The organism is Streptosporangium sp. NPDC049078 (genome assembly GCF_040648855.1).
In the GTDB taxonomy this organism is placed as follows: Bacteria; Actinomycetota; Actinomycetes; order Streptosporangiales; family Streptosporangiaceae; genus Streptosporangium.
Genome location: NZ_JBEZEL010000014.1, coordinates 69,293 through 93,121, shown reverse-complemented (window position 1 = coordinate 93,121; position 23,829 = coordinate 69,293). Strand labels below are relative to the sequence as shown.

Below are 23,829 nucleotides of genomic sequence, written 5' to 3'. Positions count from 1 at the left end.
CCGTGGGCCATGGGTGTGAGCGTGGATGAATTCCTGGAGATGGTGAAGCGGCTGCCGGAGACCGAGCAGGGCGACGGCGGTGAGTGGGTCTCGCTGAAGGTGCGGGGCAAGGGCTTCGGCTACCTGTGGGAGAAGACGGAGACCGTGGGGCTCAAGTCGACGATCGCCGAGCAGCTCGCGCTGGTGGCGGAGCGGCCGGAGGTGTTCGAGATCCAGTTCACCGCGGGCCAGTTCGGCTGGGTCGTGGTCCACCTCGCGAAGATCGACGCGGACGAGCTGTTCGAGCTGGTCACCGAGGCGTGGTGCCTGACGGCTCCCAAGAAGCTCGTCGACGCCCACGAGGCCGCACACTAGCCCCGGTTGGCCCCATTTTCCGCATGTGCCGCATCGTTGCTGGTCAAATGCCATATTCGATCAGGTTGGCTGGGGAATCGTGCTGGTTCCGGGGTGGCACATGCGGAACGCGGGGCCGACAGGAGGTTGGCTCACGGGAAGGTGAGCGTGCGGCTCGTGGTCACGGCGACGCTTCTTCGGTCTCCTGACCGCCGGTGGCCGGCTCCGTCGTCCGGTCGCTGCCGGGCCGGCCGGCCGTCGTCAGGCGTCCGTAGGTCGTCCGTCAGTTGTTGATCCCACGGCCGGTGCCGCTACCGCCGATGCTGTCGCTGATACCGCCGCCGATACCGACGCCCTCGCCGATGCCGACACGCTCGCGTCCGCGTTTGCTTCCTCCGTACTCACGCCCGTAGTCCTGCCCATGCCCGCGCATGTGCTTATGGCCGTGCTTGTGCCGGTAGTTCCGTCCGTACTCGTACCGGTGCTCGCGCCGGGCGCGGCACCTTGCGGGGTTCTTGTGCTCGCGGCAGGGCTTCAGGGCGGAGGTGGCGGTGGTCGGGGTGGTCACGGCCACGGTGTCCGCGACGGCGGACGGGGTCGGCATCGCCACGGGGACGACGAGGGCGGAGACCGTCATGGCTCCGGCCGCCAGGGCATTTCTGATCATGGTCATGGCAGATCACTCCACATCGAATCGATGTCGAATCGGTCGAGCCCAGGGCGGTGCCCGGGCCGGCGGAGCGCCGCGCCGCGTCGAGGGCGACGCCGACACGATGCGTAACCTGTCTTCACGGTAAGTGGTTGGGGATGCGGGAGTCTGCTAGCGGATCCCAAAGGCTTGGGGCGGCCGGATTACCTGGCGGTAGCGGAAAGGAACGGAGACGGGGGGATCGGTGACGCTCGGCTATCGGTCTCGGCGGAAGGCTCGCGTCCCGGCAGGGTGTCATTCGCGGCGGAACCGCCAGGGTTCGGTAGATCGTCCTCGTCCGAGCTCCTGTTTTCGTGGGAGAACCCCCCGTCGGCCGGGGTCGCCATGGCGCTCGGGCACCGGTTTCCCGTATCCGTCATCGAAGACCGTTGGCTTCGAGAGGGCATCCACCAGGGGAAATGCCGAGTCCGAAAGCGCGTCCGGGGCAGGCAGGGTTCGAAGGAGCGTCCGCCGTGGGGAACGCCAGGTCCGAAGAAACGCCGTCAGCGGGGAACGCCGGGTCCGAAGGAGGTGTGCAGGGTGGAGGAGGCGACGACCCGGCCCGCGACGACGACGTGGCGGGGTGGCGCGTGCCCGGTGAGGGCCTCGCGGAGGGTTCGTCCTTCGAGGACGACGAGATCGGCGGGGGCACCGGCCTCCAGACGGTGGACGGGCAGGCCGACGACCCGCGCGGCGTTGACGGTCACCATGTCGTACAACCGCTCCAGGGCGTCGTCGGTGCGCGCGTCGAGCAGGTGGGCGGCGAGGAAGGCCACCTCCAGGAGGTTGTGCCGCCCGAACGGGTAGTAGGCGTCCTCGATGTCGTCCTGGCCGAGGGCGACCGGGACACCGGCGTCGGCGAGCCGGAAGACCGGCAGGTGGAGCGGCCCGGTGTGCGGATCGCTCACGAATCCGAGCCCCGCGGCGCGGCACAACCCGGCCAGGCGGCGCAGGTACGGCTCGGGGTAGAGCGCCATCGCCCTGGCGTGCTGGGCGCTGCCGCGTCCGACCATGTCGCGCGCCAGGAGTTCCCGCGCCAGCATCTCGGTCGTGCGCAGTCCCGGGTCTCCCGCGTCGTCGACGAGCATGGCGACGCGCAGGCCGTGCCGCTGGGCGAGGCCGACCATGCGCCGCACGTGCTCGGCGGCGTCGGCGTCGGTCCACTCGATCCAGGGGATGCCGCCCACCACGTCGGCGCCGAGCCGTACGGCCTCGACGACGAGTTCCTCGGTTTCGGGTTCGCGGAGCAGGCCGTCCTGCGGGAACGCCACCACCCGCACGTCGACCACGCCGCGAAACTCCTCGCGCAGTGCCAGCAGCGCCTCCAGGCCGGTGAGTCCTGCCTTCGGGTCGATGTCGGCGAAGGCCTGCACCGCCCGGACGCCGTGTCGTACGGACTCCAGGAGCACCGGTCTCGCGCGTTCGAGGACGGATCGCGTGGTCTGGCCGGTCTTGACGGCGGCGGCCGTCTCGATGGCGCCCATCGCGGCCCCCATCGCGCCCGCGGTGTACTCCGAGAGTGCGGCGGACCCGGCGCGGTCGAGGGTGTGGGCCTTGCACAGGTGCAGGTGCGCGTCCACGAACGGCTCGGTGACCAGGGCGCCGTCCGCGTCGAGGGTCATGCCGGTCGCCGGGGGCAGGTCGGGATCGTCCTGGGCGACGTGGCCGATGAGCCCGCCCGTGACGGCCAGCGACCACCTGCCGGGACGGCCGCGCAGGGTGGCGTTGCGGATGAGCAGGTCTGGAGCGTCCATGACAGCACGGTAGAAGCACACCGGCAGGAGCGTGACGGCCAGATCTGCCAAGCCGGTGCCTTGCGAGTGTGGTGGTTCGAAAGGGGGGACGACGTTCTAACCGGGCGATGGAAGGCCGTCCATTGTGGATCCCCGCGGAAAACCGGCTTAACGGAGCCGTAGTCCCGCGATGACGAGCCCGACCATGAGGCGCGCGTCGTAGCGGGGATTGTCGGCGCCGATGCAGAGATTGCCGATGCCGTGCATCAGGACGAGGGCATCCATGTCGGGGGCGATCTCGCCCGCCGTGGCGGCGGCGTCGAGCAGGTCGGCGCAGACGGGGACGAGGCGGTCGAGGAAGTAGGCGTGCAGCGTCTGGAAGGCGGCGTCGTTGGAGCGCAGCGCCTCGGCCAGACCGTGCTTGGTGACCAGGAAGTCGACGAAGAGGTTGATCCAGCTCGCGAGCGCGGCGTGCGGTGTGGTGCTCTTCGCCAGCAGTACGGGACCGGCCTCGGCGCACGCCTCCACCTGGTGACGGTAGACCGCGACGATGAGGTCGGCCCGTGTCGGGAAGTGGCGGTAGATCGTGCCGACGCCGACGCCTGCCTTGGCGGCGATGTCCCGCACGGGCACGTCGACGCCGGAGGAGACGAACATCGCGGCGGCGGCTTCCAGCAGGGTCTTCTCGTTGCGCCGGGCATCGGCCCGTTTGCGTGGGGCCGACGATTCGCCACTTGTGCCGGTCATTGTTGCCCCCTTGCAAAGCGGAACCGTGTTCCGTATATTCGAAGCGGAACCGGGTTCCGCATTGCCAGGATGTCAGCCCGGCAGGCCGATGCCAAGTCACGGTCATCGCCGAACCGCAGCCGCTGACACGTCACGGTCATCATCACATCGCCACGTCGCGAAGGAACAATCATGCACGCACTGCCAGAGCCCACGCCGGTCGTCTCGGTGCACCCCGTCACGCTGCCGGCCCCGGATCGAGGAGAGGATCTGCGGGTGCGGATCTCCGCCCCTACGACCGGCCGCGAGCTGCCCGTCATCGTCTTCTCCCACGGTTTCGGCCAGTCGGCGACCGGCTATGACCCGTTGACCGGCTTCTGGGCCTCCCGCGGCTTCGTCGTCGTCCAGCCCACCCACCTCGACTCGCGGACGCTGAACCTCCCGCCCGACGACCCGCGTACACCGCTGATCTGGAGGCTCCGGGTCGACGACCTGAAACTCGCCCTCGACCGGCTCGACCTCCTGGAGTCGTCCGTCCCCGGCCTCGCCGGACGTCTTGACGGCACGCGCGTCGCCGTGGCCGGGCACTCCTGGGGTGCCCAGACGGCGAGCACGCTGCTGGGAGCGCGAGTCCTCGACGCCGACGGCGTCCCCGGAGAGGACATGTCCGACCCGCGGATCAAGGCGGGCGTACTGCTGGCCGTGACGGGTACCGGCGGAGCCGACCTTTCCCCGTTCGCGGCCGAGCACTTCCCCTTCATGAGCCCGAGTTTCGCGGACATGACCACCCCGGCCCTCGTCGTCGCGGGCGACCGGGACGACTCTCCGCTGTCGGTCCGGGGTCCGGACTGGTTCACCGACGCCTACCGCTTGAGCCCGGGTAGCAAGAGCCTGCTCACCCTGGCCGGGGCGGAGCACTCGCTCGGCGGTGTCGCCGGTTACGAAATCAGGGAGACGACGGACGAGAGCCCCGAGCGGGTCGCCCTGATCCAGCAGCTCACGTGGGCCTACCTGCGCGACGCCCTCGGCCTCAAGGACTCCACCTGGCCGGCACCGGTGGAGAGCGGCCTGGGCAGCCTCGACTCCAAGTAGGGATTTCACCCCTGCCGGAAACCCGGTCGTGCCGGGGAGCGTCGGTCGGCCGGTTCCGCCGGCGGGGCTTGGGTGGGCGGTATTCGGCCTGTGCGGCAGCACGGGATTCGGTTGTGTCCTGTAGGGGGAAAGCCGCACATTCCAGAGTCAGGCCGCCGCCGTGGATGCCACGGCCGGGCCTCCTTGCAGGCGGTCGAGGTGTCGGGCGGTGAGGTCTTGCCCGTGGGTGCTCATCATGGATGCATGGATCGAGCCTTGGCCCAGGACACGAAAGGGAACGCGCTGACGGCGTTCCTGCCGGCCGCACGCGTCGCCGGCGCGCCGGACGACGCGCCGATGCCCGCGGCCTTGGTCGCGGTCTGGTGCGGCCGGCACCTGCTACTGGTCTTCGACCGCTTCCGCGGGGAGTGGGAACTACCCGGCGGCAGGATCGATCCCGGCGAGACGCCTCTTCAGGCCGCCGTACGGGAACTCCATGAGGAGAGCGGTCTGCGGCTGCCCACCCTCACCTTCGCCGGGTACGCACGTTTCCGGCTCGTCGGCCCACCACGCGACGAGTATGCCGCGATCTACACCGCCCACGTCCCCACCCTCCACGACGCCTTCACCCCCAATGGGGAGATCGGCGCCATCCGCTGGTGGGACACCGCCGACACTCCGCCCGATGGCACTCAGGTCATCGACGCGACCCTGGCGCAGCACACTCGCCTTCAGCGGCACTTGAGCGATTGACTCGCCTCGGTATTTCCGTCCTCATGTGCGAGAGGAGCCCGACGGTTTCGGTGAATTGTCGGGTTTGGTTACCGCATCGACGGCTGGATGGTCGAGCACGAAGGGAGAAGCACGATGGACCGGAAAATGCCGATGATCGTATCCGTGACGCCCGCCCTCACCTATTTCAGGCGCGACTCCGCAGATAATTCATCGAGATCACGACTTGTCAGAAGATTACACAATATATGTCAATATCCAGCGCTCTGACCGGTAAGCTACAGTCGTATTACCTGCCGTCGTCATAAATCATTCCATGTCTTACCTTTCGGATATGTTCAACCGCCCCGCAGAGGGCCAGAAGAAGGGGTGATATGGGAAAGAAAAAGAAGAACTCCTTTGCTCACGATGCCATCGACGCCGTGGCCACGGTCGCAGGTTCAACGGTCGCGGTGAAGGTCACGCTCCTCGGCACCGCCGCCGGGCAACCGGCGGCCGGAGCGCTCGGGGGTGCCTACGCGGGCAAGAAGGTCCGGGACGAGATCAACAGCTTGAAGACCCCGGAAGGCCGCAAGAAGTGGGGCGAACGTCTGGACAACCTCGGCGAGAACACCCGAAACAATCCATGCCCCGGAGCCTGACGATCGGCACACGCGTGATCTCGACACAGGCACACACAAGATCCACCCCTGGTGCCGAGTAGCGGGAAACAGACCCTCGACGGCCGGAGACCCATCCCATGAAGCCGAGGTCTCCGGCCTCCCGCTCCCGCCCAAGCCGGCGTGGCGCAGACGGCGAGTACGCTGCTGAGAGCTCTGCCGGACCAGACCGGAGGCCGCGTACCATTGCGTTCGGCCGTTCCCGCGCGAGATCGCCCATCGAAAAACCGCTCACCGGCGACGATTCCGCCCCGTGGCGAAAGTCCTACGCGTAACCGTTCCTACCGACCGCCGCGAGGACTGCCATGACCCACGACGGAACATCATCCGACATGACCGCTCCGGAACCGAGGCTGCGCCTTCGCCGCCTTCGCCGCCTTCGCCGCGCCTCCGGCATCTGGCCACTGGTCCACGCCGAGCGGGCGGCCCTCGCGGCCGACCTGGCGGATCTCACCGACGAGCAGTGGGCGACACCGTCGCTGTGCTCCGGACTGACCGTGCGCGAGGTGCTGGCGCACCTCACCTCGGCGGCGACCCTCACTCCGGTGAGGTGGATGGCGGGCGTGATCCGCTGCCGGTTCGACTTCAACAGGCAGAACGCCATGCGGCTCGCCGAACAGTTGGGCGCGACCGCGGCCGAGACGCACGACAGGTTCCGTCGTGTCGTCGCGAGCACGACCAAGCCGCCCGTCCCGGTCGTGGCGATGCTGGGCGAGACGATCCTGCACGCCGAGGACATCCGGCGGCCACTGGGTATTCGCCGTGACTACCCGATCGGGACCATCACCCGGCTGGCCGAGTACTACCAGGGCAGCGACTTCGTCGTCGTCGCCAAAGGGCGGATCGCCGGCCTGCGGCTCGTCGCCGACGACGGCCCCTTCGCGACCGGCTCCGGTCCGCTCGTCTCCGGCACCACCCTGGCACTCACGATGGCGATGACCGGGCGCATGACGTATTGCGACGAACTCGACGGCGACGGCGTCTCGATCCTGCGAGGACGCGGTGAGATGACATGATCGAGAACCTGCCGTCCGGACGCCTCTCACCGCTCGGCAGGCGAGGCATACATTCGACCACTCTGAGTATCCATGTGCTCACAGAATTTGGTCGAAGACCTGCGAGACGCCGCATCGTACAGTGAAGATATGGCCATGCTGACTGTCGACCTTGATGCCAGAGCGGAGAAGGCTTTGAGCGAGCTGACCGCTGATGGCCGTTCCGTGACCGAAGCGGTTCGTGAAGCTCTTGTCGTCGCCCAACGACTCCATCGGATGGAGGAGGCCCGGATCGCGGCCGAGAGGCTGGCCAAAGATCCCGCCGACAGGGCCGAAGCCGAAGCGATCATGAAGGACACGGAGCACCTGCGTGCGTGGTGACGTGTACCGGCTGCGCGCTCCTCGTGACGCGATGGCCCATGAACAGCGAGGCGAGCGCTTCGCCGTGATCCTCCAGTCGGATTTCCTCTCCCACCTCTCCACCGTCCTCATCGCACCGACCTCGGCCAGTGCACCCCCCGCCCCCTTCCGTCCCGAAGTCGAACTGCTCGGCAAGCAGAGCCGGGTCATGGTCGAGCAGACCATGGCTGTCACCCCGCACCGTCTGGGCGACTTCGCCGGTCGCCTGGACCCCGCCGAGATCGAAGAGGTCGACGAGGCCCTCCACACGGTCCTCGGGCTGCTCCGATAGAGAAAGCGCCGGATGGGCGCCTTTTCGCCGTGATCCCACTTCCGATGGAGTACGAGAACGGGATCACGGCAGAAGGCGGACGCCCCGCGGACTGGACTAATCAGAACCGTTCGATCACTGCCCCGAGGCCGGTCGAGCTCACGCTCGGTTCACGACCTCCTGGAGGAGCTTCGCGATTCGGTCGACGTCGGACTCGGTGGTGCGCCAGTTGCTGAACGCGGCGCGCAGCGCGGGCACACCCTCGTGGACGGTCGGCGTGAGGAACGCCTCGCCGGACTCGGTGATCGCCTCGGCCACCTCGGCGATCCCCGCCGTGGTGGGAGAGGAGGCGAGGGTGAAGCAGACCACGTTGAGCCGTACGGGGGCGAGCAGCCGGTAGGCGGGCATCGCGGCGATCCGCTCGCCGAGTGCGGCGGCGAGGGCGATGTCGTGCCGGACGATCTCCGCGTGCCCCTCGCGACCGTACGCGGCGAGGGTGAACCAGGCGGCCAGCGCACGCAGGCGCCGGGAGTTCTCCGGCGTGAGGTGTACGAGGTCGGGGACGTCGCCCACCGGGGTGAGATAGGCGGCGGAGTTCTGGAAGACGCGGATCTGCAGGTCGCGGCGGCGGGTGAACTGGACCGCGCTGTCGTAGGGCACGTTCAGCCACTTGTGCAGGTCCACGCAGACCGAGTCGGCCTCGCCGAGGCCCGCGACGAGGTGGGCGTGCTCGGGCGAGAGTGCGGCGAAGGCCCCGAACGCGGCGTCCACGTGCAGCCAGAACGGGTGGTGCTCACGTAGGGCCGCGATGGCGCGCAGGTCGTCGAAGTCGACGGTGTTCACCGTGCCGGAGTTGGCGACCACGATCGCCGGAGCCCCGTCCAGCCGGTCGAGTTCCTCGGCGAGCCGGGCCACGTCCACCGCCTCCCTGCCGGGCAGGAGGGAGACCCGCCGGAGCGCCGACCGTCCCAGGCCGAGCATGGACAGCGACTTGACGGTGCTGGAGTGCGGGCTTCCCGACAGCACGGTCACCGGCCCGAGCACCGCGACGCCCTCCTCGGCCACCGAGACGCCGCGTCGCTCGCCCAGCCACTCCCTCGCGATCGCGAGGCCGGTGAGGTTGGACAGGGTCGCGCCGCTGACGAACGCCCCCTCGTGCTCGGGGGGCAGACCGAAGAGGTCACGCAGCCACCCGACCGTCTCCCGTTCGAGGTCAGGGGCGAGCGAGTCCAGGCCCGAGGTGGGATTCTGGTCGAGGGTGCCGGTCAGCCAGTCGCCCGCGAGCGCGGCGGGCGTCACGCCGCCCGTGACGAAACCCAGGTAGCGGGGGCCCGCACCGGCCGCGAAGCCGGGCTCCCACCGCCGCGCGAACTCCTCCAACGCCCCCCGCAGGCCGACCCCCGCCTCGGGCAGCGACGCGGGCGCGGGCCTGACCGGTGTCCGCGCCGCCGCCCGGTCGCCGAGCCCGGCGAGGAGGCGTGCGGCGTAGGCGCGGGTGGCCTCAAGCAGTTCGGGGAGGTGGTCACGGTCGGTGCCGAGCGTCCCGCGCTCGCGACCGGTTCCCGTCGCCTGCGGCGTCTCGGGCGGGTGGCCGCCGGTGGGCGACGGCCCGGGAGCGTGAGAAGTGACCGTTTTGTCGCTGGCGTCCATGCCTCGACGCTACGACGCCGGTCGGACGTCTGACCAACGACCCCCGGGGTACGGACTCGGTCTTCGGCGATCATGCGAACTCACCCCCGTGCGGGGCCGGTATGCGACCGCCCGGCCGGGCGAATATCGGCAGGCGGGAGGCTACGAGGCCGTTGCCCGATCGCCCGGCCGACCACGAAGGGGCGGCCGGGCGGACGGGAGCCGCTGTCTTTACTGGCTGTCGGCGCAACTGTGTTCACTTCTGTCACGCGCGTGAGCGCCCGTTTCGCGAGCAAGCCACCGAACATTCTGGAATGATCGCTGAATATCCTGTCGGACATTCGAGACTGACGGACAGTGACTGATGCCCCCCATCGATCAAATTACCGCCTTCGCATCGGACCAGCCGATCCTGACGGTCATCATCGGCGTGTTCGCCCTCGTCCTGCTGGTCGTGGCCTACTTCGCGCTTCGCGCCGTCCAGCGGATAGCGGTCCGCTTCTTCCACTCCCATGTCGCGCCCCGTCCGGTGGAGGACATCCTCACCATCGTCGCCGCCAGCATCGCGACGGGCGTCTCCGCCCAGGGCATGTGGCGCTTCTCCGGTGACGTGCTCGGCTTCGACGGCCCGCTGAGGCTGCTGCTCTTCGCCTTCATCGAGGTCGCGGTCATCACCAGCGCGGTCCGTGCCCGCCGCAACATGCGGGAGAACTTCTCAGCGGGCATCGACGGCATCGCCGTGTGGGCGCTCACCGGCCTGACCGCCGTGCTGTCCAGCATGGACGCCCGCAGCACGGCCGAGGCCATCTTCCGGCTCGCCGCTCCCCTGGTGGCGGCGTGGCTGTGGGAGCGCGGCATGGCGATCGAACGCCACCGGATCAGCGGGCGCTCGCGCATCAACTGGCGGCTCACCCCCGAGCGGGCACTCGTCCGCATCGGGCTGGCCGAGGTCAGCGACCGTACGGCGAGTGAGGTCGACGCCCACCGCAGGCTGACCAGGGTCGCGCTGGCGGCCAAGCGCGCCCGCGCGCTCCGCGAGTCCGGGGCGTCCGACCGGAAGATGCGCTCGGCCCTCACCAAGCTGGACCGTGCCATGGACCGGGCGGTGGAGCACACCGGCCTGGCCGTCGACTCGGTGCGCCAGGAGGCCCTGCTCTCCCAGATCGGCGCCCTCTACAACACCTCCGCGCTGATCGACCTGACGCCGCCGGTGCCGTGGGAGCCGGAGCCGGCGCGTCCCGCGGTGGCCGCGGGTCCCTCCTCGTCGCGGTTCGGGGACGAGGATGACGACGACGAGGTCCAGGTGCTGGACGGTCCGCCGCCGGTCGTCGACACGGCGCAGCGCGCGGCCCTGATGCGCGCCGCGCGGGAATACTGGGACAAGCAGATCGAGCGGAAGTTCGTGCCCCGCGCGGCCGACATCGCCCACGAGACGGGGGTCTCCCTGGCCACCGCCCGTGAGTACCGTGCCCTCTGGAAGCTGGAGCCCAAGGCTCACGCGCTGCTGGAGGCCGCCTTCCACGAGCACGGGATCATCGACACCGGCACCTTCCCCGCGATCGAGACCGAGGAGCAGGTTCTCACCGTGAACGGGTCCTCGCCCGGTCGCTGACCCGGCCGTCGATCCCGCTCGATCCTGTTTGATTCCGCCGCTCCTCCGGCCGACCTGACGATCAGGTCGGCCGGAGGAAAAGGTCGGGCGGCTCCGCGTACGGTGGCGGACCGGTCCGATGGATTCGCGTGCGGCGACCATCGGATGGCCGGTCGGTCCGGCCGCCCCGCGTACGGTGACCGATGGCCGGTCGGTCCGGCCGCCGCCCCGCGTACGGTGATCAGCGGGTCAGGCGGACTCACGCACGACGAGGGTCGTGGGCAGTATGACCGGCTCCAGGTGCTCGGCGCCGTCGATCAGGGCGAGCAGCAGGCGGACGGTCTCCTCCGCGACCCGTTCCAGGGGCTGGCGGACGGTGGTGAGCGGCGGGTGGGTGGTGAGCGCCACCGCCGAGTCGTCGAAGCCGCCCACCGCGACGTCCTCGGGCACCCTGCGCCCCGCGGCGCGCAGGGCCGAGAGCGCGCCCGCGGCCATCAGGTCGGAGGCGACGAACACCGCGTCGATGTCGGGGGAGCGCTCCAACAGTCTGGCCATCGCGCTCTCCCCGCCCAGCTGGGTGTAGTCGCCGTGCTCGATGAGCCTCCTGCCGGCCTTCCTGCCGAGGATGTCGGCGAAGCCCTCCAGCCGCAGCGCGCCGCCGGGGGTGTCGAGCGGGCCGGTGATGGTGGCGATCCGCCGGTGGCCGCGCTCCACCAGGTAGCGCGTCATCTGCCGGGCGCCCTCGCGGTCGTCGGCGGCGGCGTACGGGATCACGTTCTCCCTGCCGATGACCGCCCCCTGGGCGACGGCGGCCACCGGGATGTCCAGCAGCGCGTCCACCAGCTTGTCACCGGCGTGGGTGGAGACCAGGAAGACCCCGTCGGCGTGGCCGCCGCGCAGGTAGCGGATCACCCGGTCGCGGTCGCCGTCGTTCCCGGCGATCATCATCACGAGCGACACGTCCCGCTCGGCGAGCCGCCGGGTGGCGGTGCGCAGCAGCACGCTGAAGGTGGGATCCTCGAACAGCCTCTCCTGCGGCTCCGACAGGACCATCACCACCGAGCCGGTCCGCTGGGTGACCAGGCTGCGGGCGGCCCGGTTGAGCACGTAGCCCGTCTCGGCGATGGCCCGCTTGACGGCGGCGTGCGCGGCGGGGCTGACATACCGGTCGTCGTTGAGGACCCGGGACACCGTTCCCCGGGACACCCCCGCCACCGCCGCGACGTCGTGAATGGTCGGACGCTTCGCCATGCTCCCCATTTTCCCCTCGCCCGGCGGCCGGTCGGCCTGGCCTCAGCTTTTCACGGCCCCGCCGGCCAGGTCGGCCCTCCAGTAGCGCTGCATCGTGAGGAAGAGCGCGATCAACGGGATGATCGAGAGCAGTGTGCCGGTGAGGATCAGGTTGTAGAGCGAGGGCTGGTTGGCCCCCGCGGCGAGCAGGGTGTAGAGCCCGACGGTGAGCGGGAACCTCTGGTCGTCGCCCAGCATGATGAACGGCAGCAGGAAGTTGTTCCAGATCGCGACGAACTGGAACAGGAAGATGGTCACCATGCCGGGCAGCATGAGGGGCAGGGCTATCCGGCCCAGCAGCAGCCGGTGCCCGGCGCCGTCGATGCGCCCGGCCTCCAGCAGCGCGTCGGGGACGGCGGCGGTGGCGTAGACGCGGGCGAGATAGATGCCGTACGGGCTGAGGATCTGCGGGAGCAGGACCGACCAGTAGGTGTCGGCGAGCACGATCCGGGAGAAGAGCAGATACTGCGGGATGGCGAGCACCACGGCGGGCACCAGGACGCCGCCGAGCAGCAGGTTGAAGATCAGGTTGCGGCCGGGGAAGCGATATTTGGCCAGGGTGTAACCGGAGACGGCGGAGACGGCCGTGGACAGCAGGGCGCCGCCGCCCGCGTACAGCAGCGTGTTGAGCATCCACAGCCAGAACACGCCGTCGCGGTAGGCGGCGAGGTCGGCGAGGTTGGACAGCAGGCCGGTGCCGGGGGCGAAGGTCGAGGTGGAGAACAGCTCCGCCTTCGACTTGCCGGCCGCCACCAGCACCCAGCTGACCGGCAGCAGGCAGTAGAGCGCGCCCAGCAGCAGGATCGCGGTCGGCGCGATCCCGGCCGGGCGGCGTCGGCGGCGGGCCCCGGTGAGGGGTGTGGTGGCCATCAGCCCTCCCCGAAGGCGCGGTCGCGGACGACGCGCAGGAAACCGAACGACAGGACGAGGGAGATCGCCGCGATGACGATCGAGGTGGCGGCGGCCGAGTAGAGGTCGCCGGTGACGAAGGCGTCGCGGTAGACCTTCATGAGCGGGCTCCAGGTCGAGCTGATCGTGTTGGTGAGCGGCCGCAGGGTGGTCGGCTCGGTGAACACCTGGATCGTGGCGATGATGGAGAAGACCGTGGTCAGGATGATCGCGGGCAGCAGGATCGGGACCTTGACCCGCAGCGCCGTCTGGATCTCGCTCGCCCCGTCGATCCTGGCGGCCTCGTAGTAGGTTCTGGGCACGGCGCGCAGCGCGGTGTAGAGGACCAGGGTGTTGAAGCCGACGCCGCCCCAGACCGCCACGTTCGCCATGGACAGCACCACCGTGCCCGCGCCGAGCAGGTCGACGTCGAGCACCTGGCGGATCGGGCTGAGGCTGGGCAGGTAGAGGAAGCCCCACAGCAGGGTCGCGGCCACGCCCGGCACCGCGTACGGCAGGAAGAGGGAGATCCTGGAGAAGCGGGCGAGCCGCACGTGCGCGGAGTCCAGCAGCAGTGCGAACAGCAGGGCGAGCCCGAGCATGACGACGAGCACCAGCAGGCCGTAGCCCAGGACGCGCAGCCAGCCGGCCCACAGTTCACCGTCGGCGAGCGTCGCCGCGTAGTTGTCGAGGCCGGCGAAGACCTCGCGGCGGGAGCCCTTGCCCAGGCCCAGCCCCGAGACCTTCGTGCGCCGCAGGCTGAGGTAGGCCGTGTAGGCGATGGGGAGGGCCATGAAGAGCGTGAACAGCGCCATGGCCGGTGCGAGGAGGAGGTAGGGGACGGCGCTCGCGGTGCGAACGCCGCCGCCGGGGCGTCGTGTCATCGGGTGAGCTGGAATCCGGACTTCTGCATGTCGGCGACCGTCGCGTCCTGCATCTTCACGAGGGCGTCGGAGAACGCCGACCTGTCCTGCAGGGCCTTGTCGAAGGCGTCCTTGAAGGCGTTGTAGGTCACGTTGACGTTCGGGCCGAAGGTGAAGCCGCGGGCGCCGCTCGCGATCGTGGCGGTCCGCTGCCAGAAGTCGGGCTGGTTGGAGAAGTATTCGGGGGCCTCACCGAGCATGGTGGCGCCCTTGGTGGCCGCCGGGTAGAGGGCGCCCTCGGAGACGAGCAGGCCGAGCGCCTCGGGGTCGGTGTTGAGCCAGGTCGCGAACTTCGCGGCGGCGGCGAGGTGGGGGGACTTGGCGGAGACCGCGGTGGAGGAGCCGCCCCAGAAGCCGCTCGCGTTCTCGCCGGCGTTCCACTGCGGCAGCGGGGCGATCGCCCACCTGCCCTTCGCCTTGGGGGCGTTGCCGGACAGCACGCCGGGGGCCCAGACCGCCGAGGGCCAGGTGAGCAGCCTGCCGTCGTTCAGCGCCTTGTTCCACTCGGGGGTGAAGTACGGCTGGTCGTCGATGGCGCCCTCGGAGACGAGGCCGCCCCAGTAGTCTGCGACCTTCCTGGTGGCCTCGTCGTCGACGGCGACCTTCCAGGACTCGCCGCTGATCGACCACCACTGGGCGCCCGCCTGCTGGGCGAGGCCGACGAAGGAGCCGGGGTCCTTGCTGGAGAAGGTTCCCAGGAAGACCTTGGGGTCCTTCTTCCGCACGGTGCGGGCGGCCTCGGCGTACTCGTCCCAGGTCTTCGGCACCTCGATGCCGTACTTGTCGAACAGGTCCTGGCGGTAGTAGAGCATCATCGGGCCGCTGTCCTGGGGGAGCGCGTAGACGGCGTCGGTGCCGAGCGTGACCAGGCCCCAGACGCCCTCGCCGAACTCGCCCTTCGCCGCGCCGGCCTCGCCGGAGAGATCGGCCACCGCGTCGGCGGCGACGAAGGAGGGCAGCATCTGGTACTCGGCCTGGACGAGGTCGGGAGGGTTTCCCGCCTTGGCGGCGGTGAGGAACTTGGCGGCCGCGTCGTCGCCGCCGGCCTGCTTGCTGACGGTGACCTGGATGTCGGGGTTGGCCTGGTTCCAGACCGTCACGATCTTGTCCATGTTGGGGACCCAGGTCCAGTAGGTGAGCTTCACCGGCCCGGCGGGGGCCGAACTCCGCGTGTCCGGGGCGGCCGCCTCCTGGGGGGTGCCCGAGCACCCGGCGGCCAGGGCGGCGGCGAGGAACGCGGTCGCCACCGCTACGAGCCGGTTCATCTGCATGTGTTCCTCCGTGGGGGTCCGTGGGGGAGTTCAGGACGGGTTCATGGCGGGTTCATGACGGGGCGTCGGCCGCTGGGAGGCCACAGGGGCGGGGCCGCCGGCGAAGTCGGCGAGAGAGGCCGGGGGGAGGGGAGGCCAGTGGCACCTCTCTGGGAACGTTCACAGACTGAAATCAGCCGGGACGCGCTGTCAATGCCCGTTACGTTCTTGTTAACCCGCTGCTGCTCCGGGAGTCTCGCCACTGGTCTTCCGTGAAAGACGGCCGTAGGTTACTGTGCACGTTCACAGAAATCGTTCGAGGGGGAGTCGTTGTCCGGATATCCCGCCCTGCCAGAGGGCATCGCGTACGGCGGGGACTACAACCCCGAGCAGTGGCCGGAGGAGGTCTGGCGCGAGGACGTCCGGCTGATGCGCGAGGCCGGGGTGAACCTGGTCAGTCTCGGGGTGTTCAACTGGAGCATGCTGGAGCCCGCCGAGGGGGTCTACGACTTCGACAGGCTGGACAGGATCGTCGAGCTGCTGCACTCCTGGGGCATCATGATCAATCTCGCGACGCCGACGTCGTCCCCGCCCACCTGGTTCAGGACGGCCCACCCCGGCGCCCGCCTGGTCGACCGCGAGGGCCACGTCATCGCCGGCGGCACCCGGCACAGCTTCTGCCCGAGTTCCCCCGAGTACGCCACCGCCTCCCAGCGGCTCGCCGAGCGGCTCGCCGAGCGCTACGCCGGGCATCCGGCGATCGCCATGTGGCACGTCCACAACGAGTACGGCTGGGCCAACGCCCGCTGCTACTGCGAGACCTCGGCCGAGGCGTTCCGTGACTGGCTGCGCGAGCGGCACGGGGACGTGGCGGCGCTCAACGCGGCCTGGGGAACCACGTTCTGGGGGCTGACCTACGGCTCGTTCGAGGAGGTGGAGCCACCGAGGCTCGCACTGCCCGGCCAGTTGACGGCCCTGCAACTCGACTACGCGCGCTTCTCCGTCGAGGCGCACATCGCCAACTTCCGCCGCGAACGCGACACCATCCGCCGCTTCGGCGACCAGCCGGTCACCACCAACTTCATGATCGCCAACTGTGTGGCGATGGACTACTGGCGATGGGCGGACGAGGTGGACGTCGTCTCCAACGACCACTACCTCGAAGCAGTGCGGGCCGAGAACCACATCGAGCTGGCCATGGCCGCCGACCTCACCCGCTCGGTGGCGGGCGGTCGGCCGTGGATGCTCATGGAGCACTCGACCGGCGCCGTCAACTGGCAGCCGCGCAACCTCGCCAAGCGGCCGGGGGAGATGCGGCGCAACAGCCTCGCCCACGTCGCCCGGGGATCGGACTCGGTGCTGTTCTTCCAGTGGCGCGCCTCCCGGCACGGCGCGGAGAAGTTCCACTCGGCGATGCTGCCGCACGCCGGGACGGACTCCGACCTCTGGCGCGACGTGGTCGCCCTCGGCGCCGGCCTGCGCGGGCTGGCCGGCCTGCGCGGCTCCCGCGTCGAGGCCGAGGTCGCGCTCGTGTGGGACTGGGAGTCGTTCTGGGCGCTGGAGCTGGAGTGGCGCCCCTCGGTCGACCTGCGCTTTCGCGAGCGGATGGAGGCCTACTACGAGGCGCTCTGGCGCGAGCACGTCACCGTCGACTTCGCCCGCCCCGGGGACGACCTCTCCGCGTACCGGATGGTCGTCGTCCCCAGCTCCTACCTGCTCACGGAGGCGGCGGGCAAGAACCTGCGCCGCTACGTGGAGGCGGGCGGGCACCTGGTCGTCTCCTACTTCTCCGGAATCGTCGACGAGAACGACGCCGTCCACCCCGGCGCCCCTCCCGGCGCGCTGCGCGACGTGCTCGGCCTGACGGTGGAGGAGTTCCACCCGCTGCCGGAGAACGGCACGGTGCCCGTCGGCGACGACGGCCTGACCGGCCGGATCTGGTCCGAGCGGGTCCGCCTCGCCGGGGCGCGCGCCGTGCACGCCTTCACCGGCGGGCCGGACGCGGGCCACCCCGCGGTGACCCGCCACGAGCTGGGCGCGGGCACCGCCTGGTACGTCGCCACCGCCCTCGACCCGTCCCCCGACCGCGCCCCCGGCGTTCCCGAAGGGTTCCGCGACCTCGACCGCGCCCCCGGCGCCGGCGTTCCCGAAGGTCGCCGTGACCCCGGTGACCCCGGTGACCCCGGTGACCCCGGTGACCTCGGCGGCCCGGCGGGCGACACGGGAACGGGCGCCGAGCGGGATCTGCGCGCTCTCCTTCGCGCGGTCCTCGACCTGGCGGGCGTGTCCCGCCCGCGCGGCCTGCCCGACACCCTGGAGCTCGTACGCCGGGGCCGCCACCTCTTCCTCATCAACCACGGCGAGGAGCCGGTCACCGTCCCGGAGGTGAGCGGGACCGGGATGCTCGACGGCGCCGCGTACACCGGGTCGGCGACCGTGCCCGCCGGCGGCGTCACGGTCGTCGAGCCGGCCGGAGACGCGTGATCGTCCCCGGGGTCGCGCCCGTCACCTGAGCGCGGCGCCCGGGGTCTCGGGGATCGTCCACATCACTCCTGACCAAGTGAGGACCCTTGAAGAAGATCCTGACGGCACTGCTGGTGTGTGCCGCCGCCGTCCTGGTGCCGTTACCGGCCCGAGCCGCCCCCACGGTCGCCAACGGCGGCTTCGAGACCGGAGGCGGCGTCGCCGCGCCGGTCTCGTGGAGCACCGCGGGCAACGCCTCCGCCGACTTCACCGAGGCCGGCGGTCGCACGGGCTCCTACCGCCTGTCGCACTGGTCCACCGCCGCGTACACCGTCGAGACCAACCAGACGCTGACCGGCCTGGCCTCGGGCGCCTACACGCTCCGCGTCTGGGTGAGGTCGGGGGCGATGAGCCAGAGCTGGATCGCGCTGCGGAACTGCGGCTCCGCCGAGAGGCGGACCCACGCGCCGGTCAGCTCCTCGGAGTGGATCCAGATCGTCGTCACCCAGAACGTGACGGGCGGCCAGTGCACGATCTCCCTCGGTTCCGCGGCGGCGGCGGGCGGCTGGGCCAACTTCGACGACGTCACCTTCGCGGCGGGGTCGGCGACGCTGGCGGTGAAGGGCGCCGACACCTCAAGCCTGCCCAAGTCCGAGGCGTACGGGGGCAGGTACCACGACGCCGGGGGCGCGCGGGGCGACGCCCTCGCGATCCTGGCGGCGGCCGGAGCCAACTACGTCCGGCTGAAGGTGTGGGTGAACCCGGCCGACGGCTACAACAACAAGGCGCGGGTGCTGGCGATGGCGCAGCGGGTCAAGGCGAGGGGAATGCGCCTGCTCGTCGACTTCCACTACTCGGACACCTGGGCCGACCCCGGCAAGCAGTACAAGCCGGCCGCGTGGAACGGATACACGTTCGCGCAGCTCAAGACGGCCGTCTACAACCACACCTACGACGTGCTGAACGCGCTGAAGGCGCAGGGCACCACCGCGGACATGGTCCAGGTCGGAAACGAGATCAACGACGGCATGCTCTGGGAGGACGGTCGCAGCTCCAACTTCGGCAACCTCGCCCAGCTGCTCAACTCGGGCTACAGCGCGGTCAAGGCCGTCTCGTCCTCGACCAGGGTGGTGCTGCACCTGGCCGAGGGCGGCGACAACGGGCTGTTTCGCTGGTGGTTCGACAGCGCCGCGGCGCACGGCGTGAACTACGACGTGATCGGCGTCTCCTACTACCCCTACTGGCACGGCACGCTCGGCGCCTTCCAGGCGAACATCAACGACATCGCGTCCCGCTACGGCAGGCCCGTCCTGCTCGCCGAGACCGCCTACCCCTTCACCACGGGCAACGACGACGGCCTCGCCAACATCATCACCGCGGCGACCCCGTACCCCGGATACCCGGCCTCGTCGGCGGGTCAGTCGGCGATGCTGCGCGACGTGATGAGCATCGTGCAGGCCGTGCCGGGCGGGCGCGGGCTCGGCGCGGTGTACTGGGAGCCCACCTGGACCGCGGTGACCGGGAACGGCTGGGACCCGGCCGACCCGTCCTCGGGCAACGGCTGGGAGAACCAGGCGTTGTTCGACTTCGCCGACAGGGCGCTGCCCGCCCTCGCCCAGTTCGCCCACCAGTGATCCTCGCGGCGGCACGCCGGGACATGCCGGGCGTGCCGCCGTGAGACGTCGTCGCGGGGCAGAGGCGCGGCCACGCCCCACGGCTCGAGCTTCCGTTTCGAGTCCGGCTCGGGTCAGGGTCGCGACTACTCTCCCGCGGCGCGATCCTCCGTCTTGAGTCCGGCTCGGGTCAGGATGTCCTCGTGGGCGGCGATCGCCTCGGCGCGGAGGCGGGGCAGGTCGACGCCGACCAGGACGCCGCCGCGCTTGCGGATCACACCGGCGACGAGCACCGTGTCGACGTCGGCCCGGTCTGCCGAGGAGACCACGGTGGCCGCCGGGTCCCGCAGGGGGAGGGTACGGATCGAGTCGGCTCGGACGAGGAGGACGTCGGCCGCCTTGCCCGGGGTGAGGGTGCCGGTTCGGTCGCCCAGGCCGCAGGCCCGGGCACCGTCGAGGGTGGCCAGCCGCAGGACGTCGCGGTGGGTGAGCGTCGGGGTGAAAGGATCCTCCGGGTTCTCGGGCAACGCCTCGGCGCGGCCGAGGGCGAGTGCCATCCGCAGCTGGGTGAACATGTCGCCGGGCGAGGTGGTGACGGTGTCGATGCTGAGCGTGGGGGCCACGCCGTGCGCGAGCATCGCGGTGATCCGCGGCAGGCCGTGGCCCATCACCAGTTCGACGTACGGCGCGATCGAGACCGTGCCCCCGGAGTCGGCGATCATCGCGATCTCGTCGTCGGTGCTGGTCGTGCAGTGGATGAACGTGGTGTTCTCGCCGAGCAGGCCGAGCCGGTGCAGGGTGCGGATCGGGTGGCCGGTCGCGCCGCCCGAGCGCATCGCGGTGTGCACCGAGACGCGGACGCCGAGTTCACGCGAGAGTTTCCAGTCGTGCACGGCGACCTCGTCGACGACGTTGCCGGGCTGGCGGAGTGCGAGCGCCATCGTGAGCAGGCCGTCGTCGGAGGGGAAGTGCTCGGCCCTGATCCGGCGGGCGTCGGCCGGGTGGTCGAGCTCGCTGCGGTACCACCACTGGCCGCCGGCCGGCATGCCGTGCGCGTACATCGCCCGGATGCCGGCCTGCCGAAGGCCCTCGATCGCCCCGTCCGCGTGGTCGGGGGTCTCGCTCGGCGACCAGTCGACCATGGTCGTGATGCCGGCGTCGAGCGCGTCGAGGGCACCGACGTAGTTGCCCAGCCGCATCAGCTCGGGGGTGTAGGCCGGGGCCACGCTGTTGAAGATGGTCCCCATGAACTCCCCGAGCGTGCAGCTCGGCAGCAGGCCGCGGACCAGCGACTGGTAGGTGTGGCGGTGGGTGTCGACGAAGCCGGGGAGCACGACGGTGCCGGTCGCGTCGAGGATCTCCGCGTCCGCGGCGGACAGGTCGGGACCGATCTCGGCGATCCGCCCGTCGACCACGAGGACGTCGCCGTCGACGTCGCCCAGCGCCGGGTCCATGGTCACCACGCGGCCACCGCGGATCAGCAGTCGGCTCATCGGCCCTCCTCCAGGACTGCGGCCAGTTCGCCGCTCGCGTACACGGGCCGGCCGCCGAGCAGGGTCAGCTCCGACTCCAACGTAAGGATCTTGTTCACGTCGACGGTGAAGTAGTCGTCGGAGAGCACCGCGAGGTCGGCGCGGAAGCCCGGTTCCAGCGCGCCGATCTCGTGCTCGGCGAAGCAGTTCCAGGCGCTGCCGCGCGTGTAGAGGCGCAGTGCCTCGTCGCGGTCGAGCAGGTTCTCGTCGGCGACGATCCGGTCGCCGCCGATGGTGCGGCCGGTCAGGTAGAAGTGCAGCGAGGTGAACGGGTCGTAGGAGGCGCCGCGCATCGCGTCGGTGCCGGCGCTGACCGGAACCCCGGCGTCCAGCAGGGCGCGCAGCGGTGGCGCGTCGCGGACCCGTTCGGCGCCGAAGGCGCCCACCACCTGGTCGCCGAGGAAACGCAGCAGGCTCTGGGTGAGGACGCCGAGTCCGAGTGCGCGGATGCGTCCCACCTGCGCCGGGTTGATCATCTCGCCGTGCACGATGCCCCAGCGCAGCGGCGCGAGCGGATGGCGGGTGTTCACCTCCTCGCAGGCCGCGATGACGGTCTCGATCACCTCGGGCCGGTGCGCGTGCATCTGCACCGGCCAGCCACCGGCCGCCAGGTCGGTGAAGACGCGGATCAGTTCGGCCCGGTCGGCGTCGGTGACGTCGACCCGGGTGTGCACCCGGTCGTGCAGGCCGTACAGCACGACCTCGCCGAAGCCGAGCAGCCGGAGCGTGTCGCTGCCGTGCCGGGGGCGACCGTAGCGCAGGTATCCGGCGATCTCCTCGGCCTCGCGCCCACGCGCCGACGCGTGCACGGTCAGGAACGTCCGCACGGTCAGGTCGCCGCGCCGGTCCACCTCGTACACGGCCTCGTAGACGTCCGGACCGGTGTTCACGCCGCCGCCGTCGATCAGCGCGGTCACCGCGAAGCGGTTGAGGTCGCGGGAGAGCCGGGCGGTCGAGGCGATCTGGGCTTCCAGTGTCTCCTTGGGCAGCCGGGCGTAGAGCCATTTGCAGCCCTCCATGCCCAGCACCCGGCCGGTCGGCCGGCCGTGGCCGTCCCACTCGAACAGGTGCGCTCCGGCCGCGCGGGCGGTCTCGGCGGTGAGACCGGTGGCGCGCATTCCCGCGGTGTTGACCTGGGCCCAGTCGTACATCATCTGCACGAAGACGGGGCGATCCGGCGCGACCTCGTCCAGTTCGGCGAGATCCGGTCCGCGTCCCTCCGGGAACTGGCGTTCGTGCCAGCCGCCGATCACCAGCACCCACTCGCCCGGCGGCCGTATGCCGGCCGTCTCGGCGATGGTCCGCAGACCGGCGGCGAGGCTGGGGCAGCGTTCCCAGCGCAGCTCCGAGTTCCAGGTGAGCCCGGCCCGCACGAAGTGGATGTGGTTGTCGACCAGGCCGGGGATCACGCAGCGGCCTCCCAGGTCCACGACCCGGGTGCCGGAGTCGGCGTACCGGCGGATCTCGTCGGTGCTCCCGGCCGCGAGTACCCGCCCGGCGCGTACGGCGAGGCCACTCACCCGCCGCCCGCCCGCGCCGGTGGTGATGTCGCCGTCGACCAGGATGAGATCGGCCGTCATCGGGCGATCCTCGGCTCGCCCAGCAGCGGGCTGGTCAGCAGGTACATGCCGGAGTTCGTGAAGGCCCAGACCAGGCGGCGGTCCCACTCCACGAAGATGCTCTCGGTCGGCACGAGATAGGAGCGCGGGTCGCCCAGCTCGTCGGTCATCTTCGGCACGAAGTACCCGGCCAGGGCCGGTCGGCGGACGTCGGTGAGGTCGAACATCTGAACACCCGCGTTGCCGAAGGAGTACAGCGTGAGGTTGGGGTCGGCCGTCCCGGGGTGGGCGTTGGAGCCGAAGCGTTTGGGACCGAACTTGCCCCGCCGGAACACGAAGTCCTGGTAGGGCGCTCCGGCCGGCGGAACCGGCCGGGGGAACGTCGCCACGATGTGCGGATTCGCCGGGTCCTTGACGTCGATCACATAGATGTCCTTGTACGGCTCGTAGCCGTCCTCGTTCATCGGGCCGCCGTTGACGAACACGACGCCGTGGTCGGCCACCCGGCTGGTGTCCACCACGTCGCCTTCGATGCCGGCCCAGCTGTGCGGCAGGTCGAGATGGCCGGCGACCAGTGGGCGGCGCGGGTCCGCGAGGTCGAGCACGTACAGCCCGAGGCCGCCCATGACCGCGTAGCCGTACCGGCCGCCCTGCTCCAGGGGCACCGGCACCGACATGGGCACCCGCGCGCCGATCCACGAGGTCCGGTTGCCGTGTCTGCTCCATGACTCGTAGGCGTCGGTCTCGCCCGCCCGCTGGCCGGGCACCCACCAGGTGGACAGGAGCTTCGGGTGCGCCGGATCCTCCATGTCGTACACGAGCTGCGCGGGCGTGTACGGGTAGGTGGCGAACTCCTGGTTGACGAACGTGTCGTCGGGGGCGGCGGCGATGAACATGTAACGGCCGCCGTCGTAGGCGGGCGTGTCCACCCCGCCGGAACCCTGGTGGATCCCGGTGGCCGGGTCGACCGGGCCGGTCGGCACCTCGGCGAGCAGCTTCCAGTCGGTCGGGCCGGTCAGCTCGTAGACCCGGAAGCCGCGGAATCCGGGCGCCGCCATCAGCCGGGGCAGCACGGCGGGGTCGGCGTACTTGTCGGAGTCGGGCCCGTAGGTGCGCGGCACCTCGAAGCACTGCACCAGAATCCAGGCGTCCCGCTGCTTGTTGTAGGCGATGGCCGCCGCCCCGAACTCGCCCTCCTCGGGGCCGTACCGCTTTTCGAGCACCAGTTCACGGGCCGTCGGGTCGGTGATGTCGTAGACGTTGAGAGCCTGTCGGTAGTAGTGGAACATGTAGCGTCGGCCGCCCATGTCGACGACGTTCTGCCAGGTGTGGGTCAGCCTGACGACCGTGGGCCAGCGGGCCTCGACGGTCATGTTGGAGGTGTACTCGCGATCCTCCAGGTAGTCCAGGCTCTGCGGCAGGGGCCGCGGTCCGCTCACGTACGGTGTGCTCCGCGGATGGACGAAGAGCCGGCGCTCTTCGTC

General features: G+C 70.4%; 21 protein-coding genes. 10 read left to right on the top strand and 11 right to left on the bottom strand.

Annotation, left to right across the window (positions count from 1 at the left end):
* The first annotated feature begins 9 nt into the window (after positions 1–9).
* Entirely contained in the window at positions 10–354 is a 345-nt protein-coding gene (locus AB0B90_RS24350) for an MmcQ/YjbR family DNA-binding protein (protein ID WP_350946020.1), read from the top strand.
* A gap of 262 nt (positions 355–616) precedes the next feature.
* Here the strand turns inward: AB0B90_RS24350 and AB0B90_RS24345 are convergent, their stop codons facing one another.
* From AB0B90_RS24345 to AB0B90_RS24335, 3 genes are all read right to left on the bottom strand, one after another.
* Entirely contained in the window at positions 617–1,006 is a 390-nt protein-coding gene (locus tag AB0B90_RS24345) for a hypothetical protein (protein ID WP_350946021.1), read from the bottom strand.
* 518 nt (positions 1,007–1,524) lie between these two features.
* Positions 1,525–2,775, bottom strand: coding sequence for an amidohydrolase family protein (locus AB0B90_RS24340; RefSeq protein WP_350946022.1), 1,251 nt, complete (start codon positions 2,773–2,775; stop codon positions 1,525–1,527).
* Between the two features lie 147 nt (positions 2,776–2,922).
* Positions 2,923–3,501, bottom strand: a complete 579-nt coding sequence (locus AB0B90_RS24335; protein WP_350946023.1) for a TetR/AcrR family transcriptional regulator — start codon at positions 3,499–3,501, stop codon at positions 2,923–2,925.
* A 171-nt stretch (positions 3,502–3,672) separates the two neighbouring features.
* Here AB0B90_RS24335 and AB0B90_RS24330 point away from each other — a divergent pair, with 171 nt between their 5' ends.
* The 6 genes from AB0B90_RS24330 (at position 3,673) to AB0B90_RS24305 (ending at position 7,628) form a co-directional block, all read left to right on the top strand.
* Positions 3,673–4,572: an alpha/beta fold hydrolase gene (locus tag AB0B90_RS24330; RefSeq protein WP_350946024.1), complete on the top strand. Its 900-nt coding sequence runs from the start codon at positions 3,673–3,675 to the stop codon at positions 4,570–4,572.
* 243 nt (positions 4,573–4,815) lie between these two features.
* Complete coding sequence (locus tag AB0B90_RS24325) at positions 4,816–5,304, top strand: NUDIX hydrolase (RefSeq protein WP_350946025.1); 489 nt, start codon at positions 4,816–4,818, stop codon at positions 5,302–5,304.
* Between the two features lie 353 nt (positions 5,305–5,657).
* Positions 5,658–5,924: a hypothetical protein gene (locus tag AB0B90_RS24320; RefSeq protein WP_350946026.1), complete on the top strand. Its 267-nt coding sequence runs from the start codon at positions 5,658–5,660 to the stop codon at positions 5,922–5,924.
* 350 nt (positions 5,925–6,274) lie between these two features.
* On the top strand, positions 6,275–6,958 hold the full coding sequence (locus AB0B90_RS24315; protein ID WP_362924938.1) for a maleylpyruvate isomerase family mycothiol-dependent enzyme: 684 nt from the start codon (positions 6,275–6,277) through the stop codon (positions 6,956–6,958).
* 129 nt (positions 6,959–7,087) lie between these two features.
* Positions 7,088–7,318, top strand: a complete 231-nt coding sequence (locus tag AB0B90_RS24310; RefSeq protein WP_350946028.1) for a hypothetical protein — start codon at positions 7,088–7,090, stop codon at positions 7,316–7,318.
* The gene (locus AB0B90_RS24305; RefSeq protein ID WP_350946029.1) at positions 7,308–7,628 is read left to right on the top strand and encodes a type II toxin-antitoxin system PemK/MazF family toxin; all 321 of its coding nucleotides are present in this window, start codon (positions 7,308–7,310) and stop codon (positions 7,626–7,628) included. Before AB0B90_RS24310 ends, AB0B90_RS24305 begins: the two co-directional genes overlap by 11 nt.
* 138 nt (positions 7,629–7,766) lie before the next feature.
* On the opposite strand, the gene AB0B90_RS24300 is transcribed toward AB0B90_RS24305, so the two are convergent.
* Positions 7,767–9,257 (bottom strand): pyridoxal-dependent decarboxylase, encoded by a 1,491-nt coding sequence (locus AB0B90_RS24300; RefSeq protein WP_362924935.1) that lies wholly within the window; start codon positions 9,255–9,257, stop codon positions 7,767–7,769.
* A gap of 343 nt (positions 9,258–9,600) precedes the next feature.
* Between AB0B90_RS24300 and AB0B90_RS24295 the strand changes: the two genes are divergently transcribed.
* Positions 9,601–10,848, top strand: coding sequence for a hypothetical protein (locus tag AB0B90_RS24295; protein WP_350946031.1), 1,248 nt, complete (start codon positions 9,601–9,603; stop codon positions 10,846–10,848).
* Positions 10,849–11,076: 228 nt separating this feature from the next.
* On the opposite strand, the gene AB0B90_RS24290 is transcribed toward AB0B90_RS24295, so the two are convergent.
* Genes AB0B90_RS24290 through AB0B90_RS24275 form a run of 4 tightly spaced genes read right to left on the bottom strand, consistent with a single transcriptional unit; the run spans position 11,077 to position 15,193 of the window.
* The gene (locus AB0B90_RS24290; RefSeq protein WP_350946032.1) at positions 11,077–12,078 is read right to left on the bottom strand and encodes a LacI family DNA-binding transcriptional regulator; all 1,002 of its coding nucleotides are present in this window, start codon (positions 12,076–12,078) and stop codon (positions 11,077–11,079) included.
* Positions 12,079–12,120: 42 nt separating this feature from the next.
* Positions 12,121–12,987 carry a carbohydrate ABC transporter permease gene (locus AB0B90_RS24285; protein WP_362924933.1) on the bottom strand — a complete coding sequence of 289 codons (867 nt, stop codon included), beginning with the start codon at positions 12,985–12,987 and terminating at the stop codon, positions 12,121–12,123.
* Positions 12,987–13,889 (bottom strand): sugar ABC transporter permease, encoded by a 903-nt coding sequence (locus AB0B90_RS24280; RefSeq protein ID WP_362924931.1) that lies wholly within the window; start codon positions 13,887–13,889, stop codon positions 12,987–12,989. Before AB0B90_RS24280 ends, AB0B90_RS24285 begins: the two co-directional genes overlap by 1 nt.
* Entirely contained in the window at positions 13,886–15,193 is a 1,308-nt protein-coding gene (locus AB0B90_RS24275; RefSeq protein ID WP_362924928.1) for a sugar ABC transporter substrate-binding protein, read from the bottom strand. The genes AB0B90_RS24280 and AB0B90_RS24275 overlap by 4 nt, the downstream gene beginning before the upstream one ends.
* A gap of 315 nt (positions 15,194–15,508) precedes the next feature.
* Here AB0B90_RS24275 and AB0B90_RS24270 point away from each other — a divergent pair, with 315 nt between their 5' ends.
* Both AB0B90_RS24270 and AB0B90_RS24265 read left to right on the top strand, forming a co-directional pair.
* Positions 15,509–17,662 carry a beta-galactosidase gene (locus AB0B90_RS24270; RefSeq protein ID WP_362924926.1) on the top strand — a complete coding sequence of 718 codons (2,154 nt, stop codon included), beginning with the start codon at positions 15,509–15,511 and terminating at the stop codon, positions 17,660–17,662.
* Positions 17,663–17,748: 86 nt separating this feature from the next.
* Entirely contained in the window at positions 17,749–19,275 is a 1,527-nt protein-coding gene (locus tag AB0B90_RS24265) for an arabinogalactan endo-1,4-beta-galactosidase (RefSeq protein ID WP_362924924.1), read from the top strand.
* Positions 19,276–19,400: 125 nt separating this feature from the next.
* Here the strand turns inward: AB0B90_RS24265 and AB0B90_RS24260 are convergent, their stop codons facing one another.
* From AB0B90_RS24260 to AB0B90_RS24250, 3 genes are read right to left on the bottom strand one after another with little or no spacing between them, the layout of a single operon-like run.
* Positions 19,401–20,747, bottom strand: coding sequence for an amidohydrolase family protein (locus tag AB0B90_RS24260; RefSeq protein ID WP_350946038.1), 1,347 nt, complete (start codon positions 20,745–20,747; stop codon positions 19,401–19,403).
* Positions 20,744–22,366 carry an amidohydrolase gene (locus AB0B90_RS24255; RefSeq protein ID WP_362924922.1) on the bottom strand — a complete coding sequence of 541 codons (1,623 nt, stop codon included), beginning with the start codon at positions 22,364–22,366 and terminating at the stop codon, positions 20,744–20,746. Before AB0B90_RS24255 ends, AB0B90_RS24260 begins: the two co-directional genes overlap by 4 nt.
* The gene (locus tag AB0B90_RS24250) at positions 22,363–23,784 is read right to left on the bottom strand and encodes a hypothetical protein (RefSeq protein WP_350946040.1); all 1,422 of its coding nucleotides are present in this window, start codon (positions 23,782–23,784) and stop codon (positions 22,363–22,365) included. The genes AB0B90_RS24255 and AB0B90_RS24250 overlap by 4 nt, the downstream gene beginning before the upstream one ends.
* Positions 23,785–23,829 lie beyond the last annotated feature (45 nt).

Bases quoted from the DNA above. Each gene is read 5' to 3' on its own strand.
- AB0B90_RS24320 (WP_350946026.1), top strand. From the start codon at position 5,658: ATGGGAAAGAAAAAGAAGAACTCCTTTGCTCACGATGCCATCGACGCC.
- AB0B90_RS24275 (WP_362924928.1), bottom strand. From the start codon at position 15,193: ATGAACCGGCTCGTAGCGGTGGCGACCGCGTTCCTCGCCGCCGCCCTG.
- AB0B90_RS24290 (WP_350946032.1), bottom strand. From the start codon at position 12,078: ATGGCGAAGCGTCCGACCATTCACGACGTCGCGGCGGTGGCGGGGGTG.
- AB0B90_RS24340 (WP_350946022.1), bottom strand. From the start codon at position 2,775: ATGGACGCTCCAGACCTGCTCATCCGCAACGCCACCCTGCGCGGCCGT.
- AB0B90_RS24260 (WP_350946038.1), bottom strand. From the start codon at position 20,747: ATGAGCCGACTGCTGATCCGCGGTGGCCGCGTGGTGACCATGGACCCG.
- AB0B90_RS24335 (WP_350946023.1), bottom strand. From the start codon at position 3,501: ATGACCGGCACAAGTGGCGAATCGTCGGCCCCACGCAAACGGGCCGAT.
- AB0B90_RS24325 (WP_350946025.1), top strand. From the start codon at position 4,816: ATGGATCGAGCCTTGGCCCAGGACACGAAAGGGAACGCGCTGACGGCG.
- AB0B90_RS24285 (WP_362924933.1), bottom strand. From the start codon at position 12,987: ATGGCCACCACACCCCTCACCGGGGCCCGCCGCCGACGCCGCCCGGCC.
- AB0B90_RS24280 (WP_362924931.1), bottom strand. From the start codon at position 13,889: ATGACACGACGCCCCGGCGGCGGCGTTCGCACCGCGAGCGCCGTCCCC.
- AB0B90_RS24310 (WP_350946028.1), top strand. From the start codon at position 7,088: ATGGCCATGCTGACTGTCGACCTTGATGCCAGAGCGGAGAAGGCTTTG.
- AB0B90_RS24350 (WP_350946020.1), top strand. From the start codon at position 10: ATGGGTGTGAGCGTGGATGAATTCCTGGAGATGGTGAAGCGGCTGCCG.
- AB0B90_RS24345 (WP_350946021.1), bottom strand. From the start codon at position 1,006: ATGACCATGATCAGAAATGCCCTGGCGGCCGGAGCCATGACGGTCTCC.
- AB0B90_RS24295 (WP_350946031.1), top strand. From the start codon at position 9,601: ATGCCCCCCATCGATCAAATTACCGCCTTCGCATCGGACCAGCCGATC.
- AB0B90_RS24330 (WP_350946024.1), top strand. From the start codon at position 3,673: ATGCACGCACTGCCAGAGCCCACGCCGGTCGTCTCGGTGCACCCCGTC.
- AB0B90_RS24300 (WP_362924935.1), bottom strand. From the start codon at position 9,257: ATGGACGCCAGCGACAAAACGGTCACTTCTCACGCTCCCGGGCCGTCG.
- AB0B90_RS24255 (WP_362924922.1), bottom strand. From the start codon at position 22,366: ATGACGGCCGATCTCATCCTGGTCGACGGCGACATCACCACCGGCGCG.
- AB0B90_RS24315 (WP_362924938.1), top strand. From the start codon at position 6,275: ATGACCGCTCCGGAACCGAGGCTGCGCCTTCGCCGCCTTCGCCGCCTT.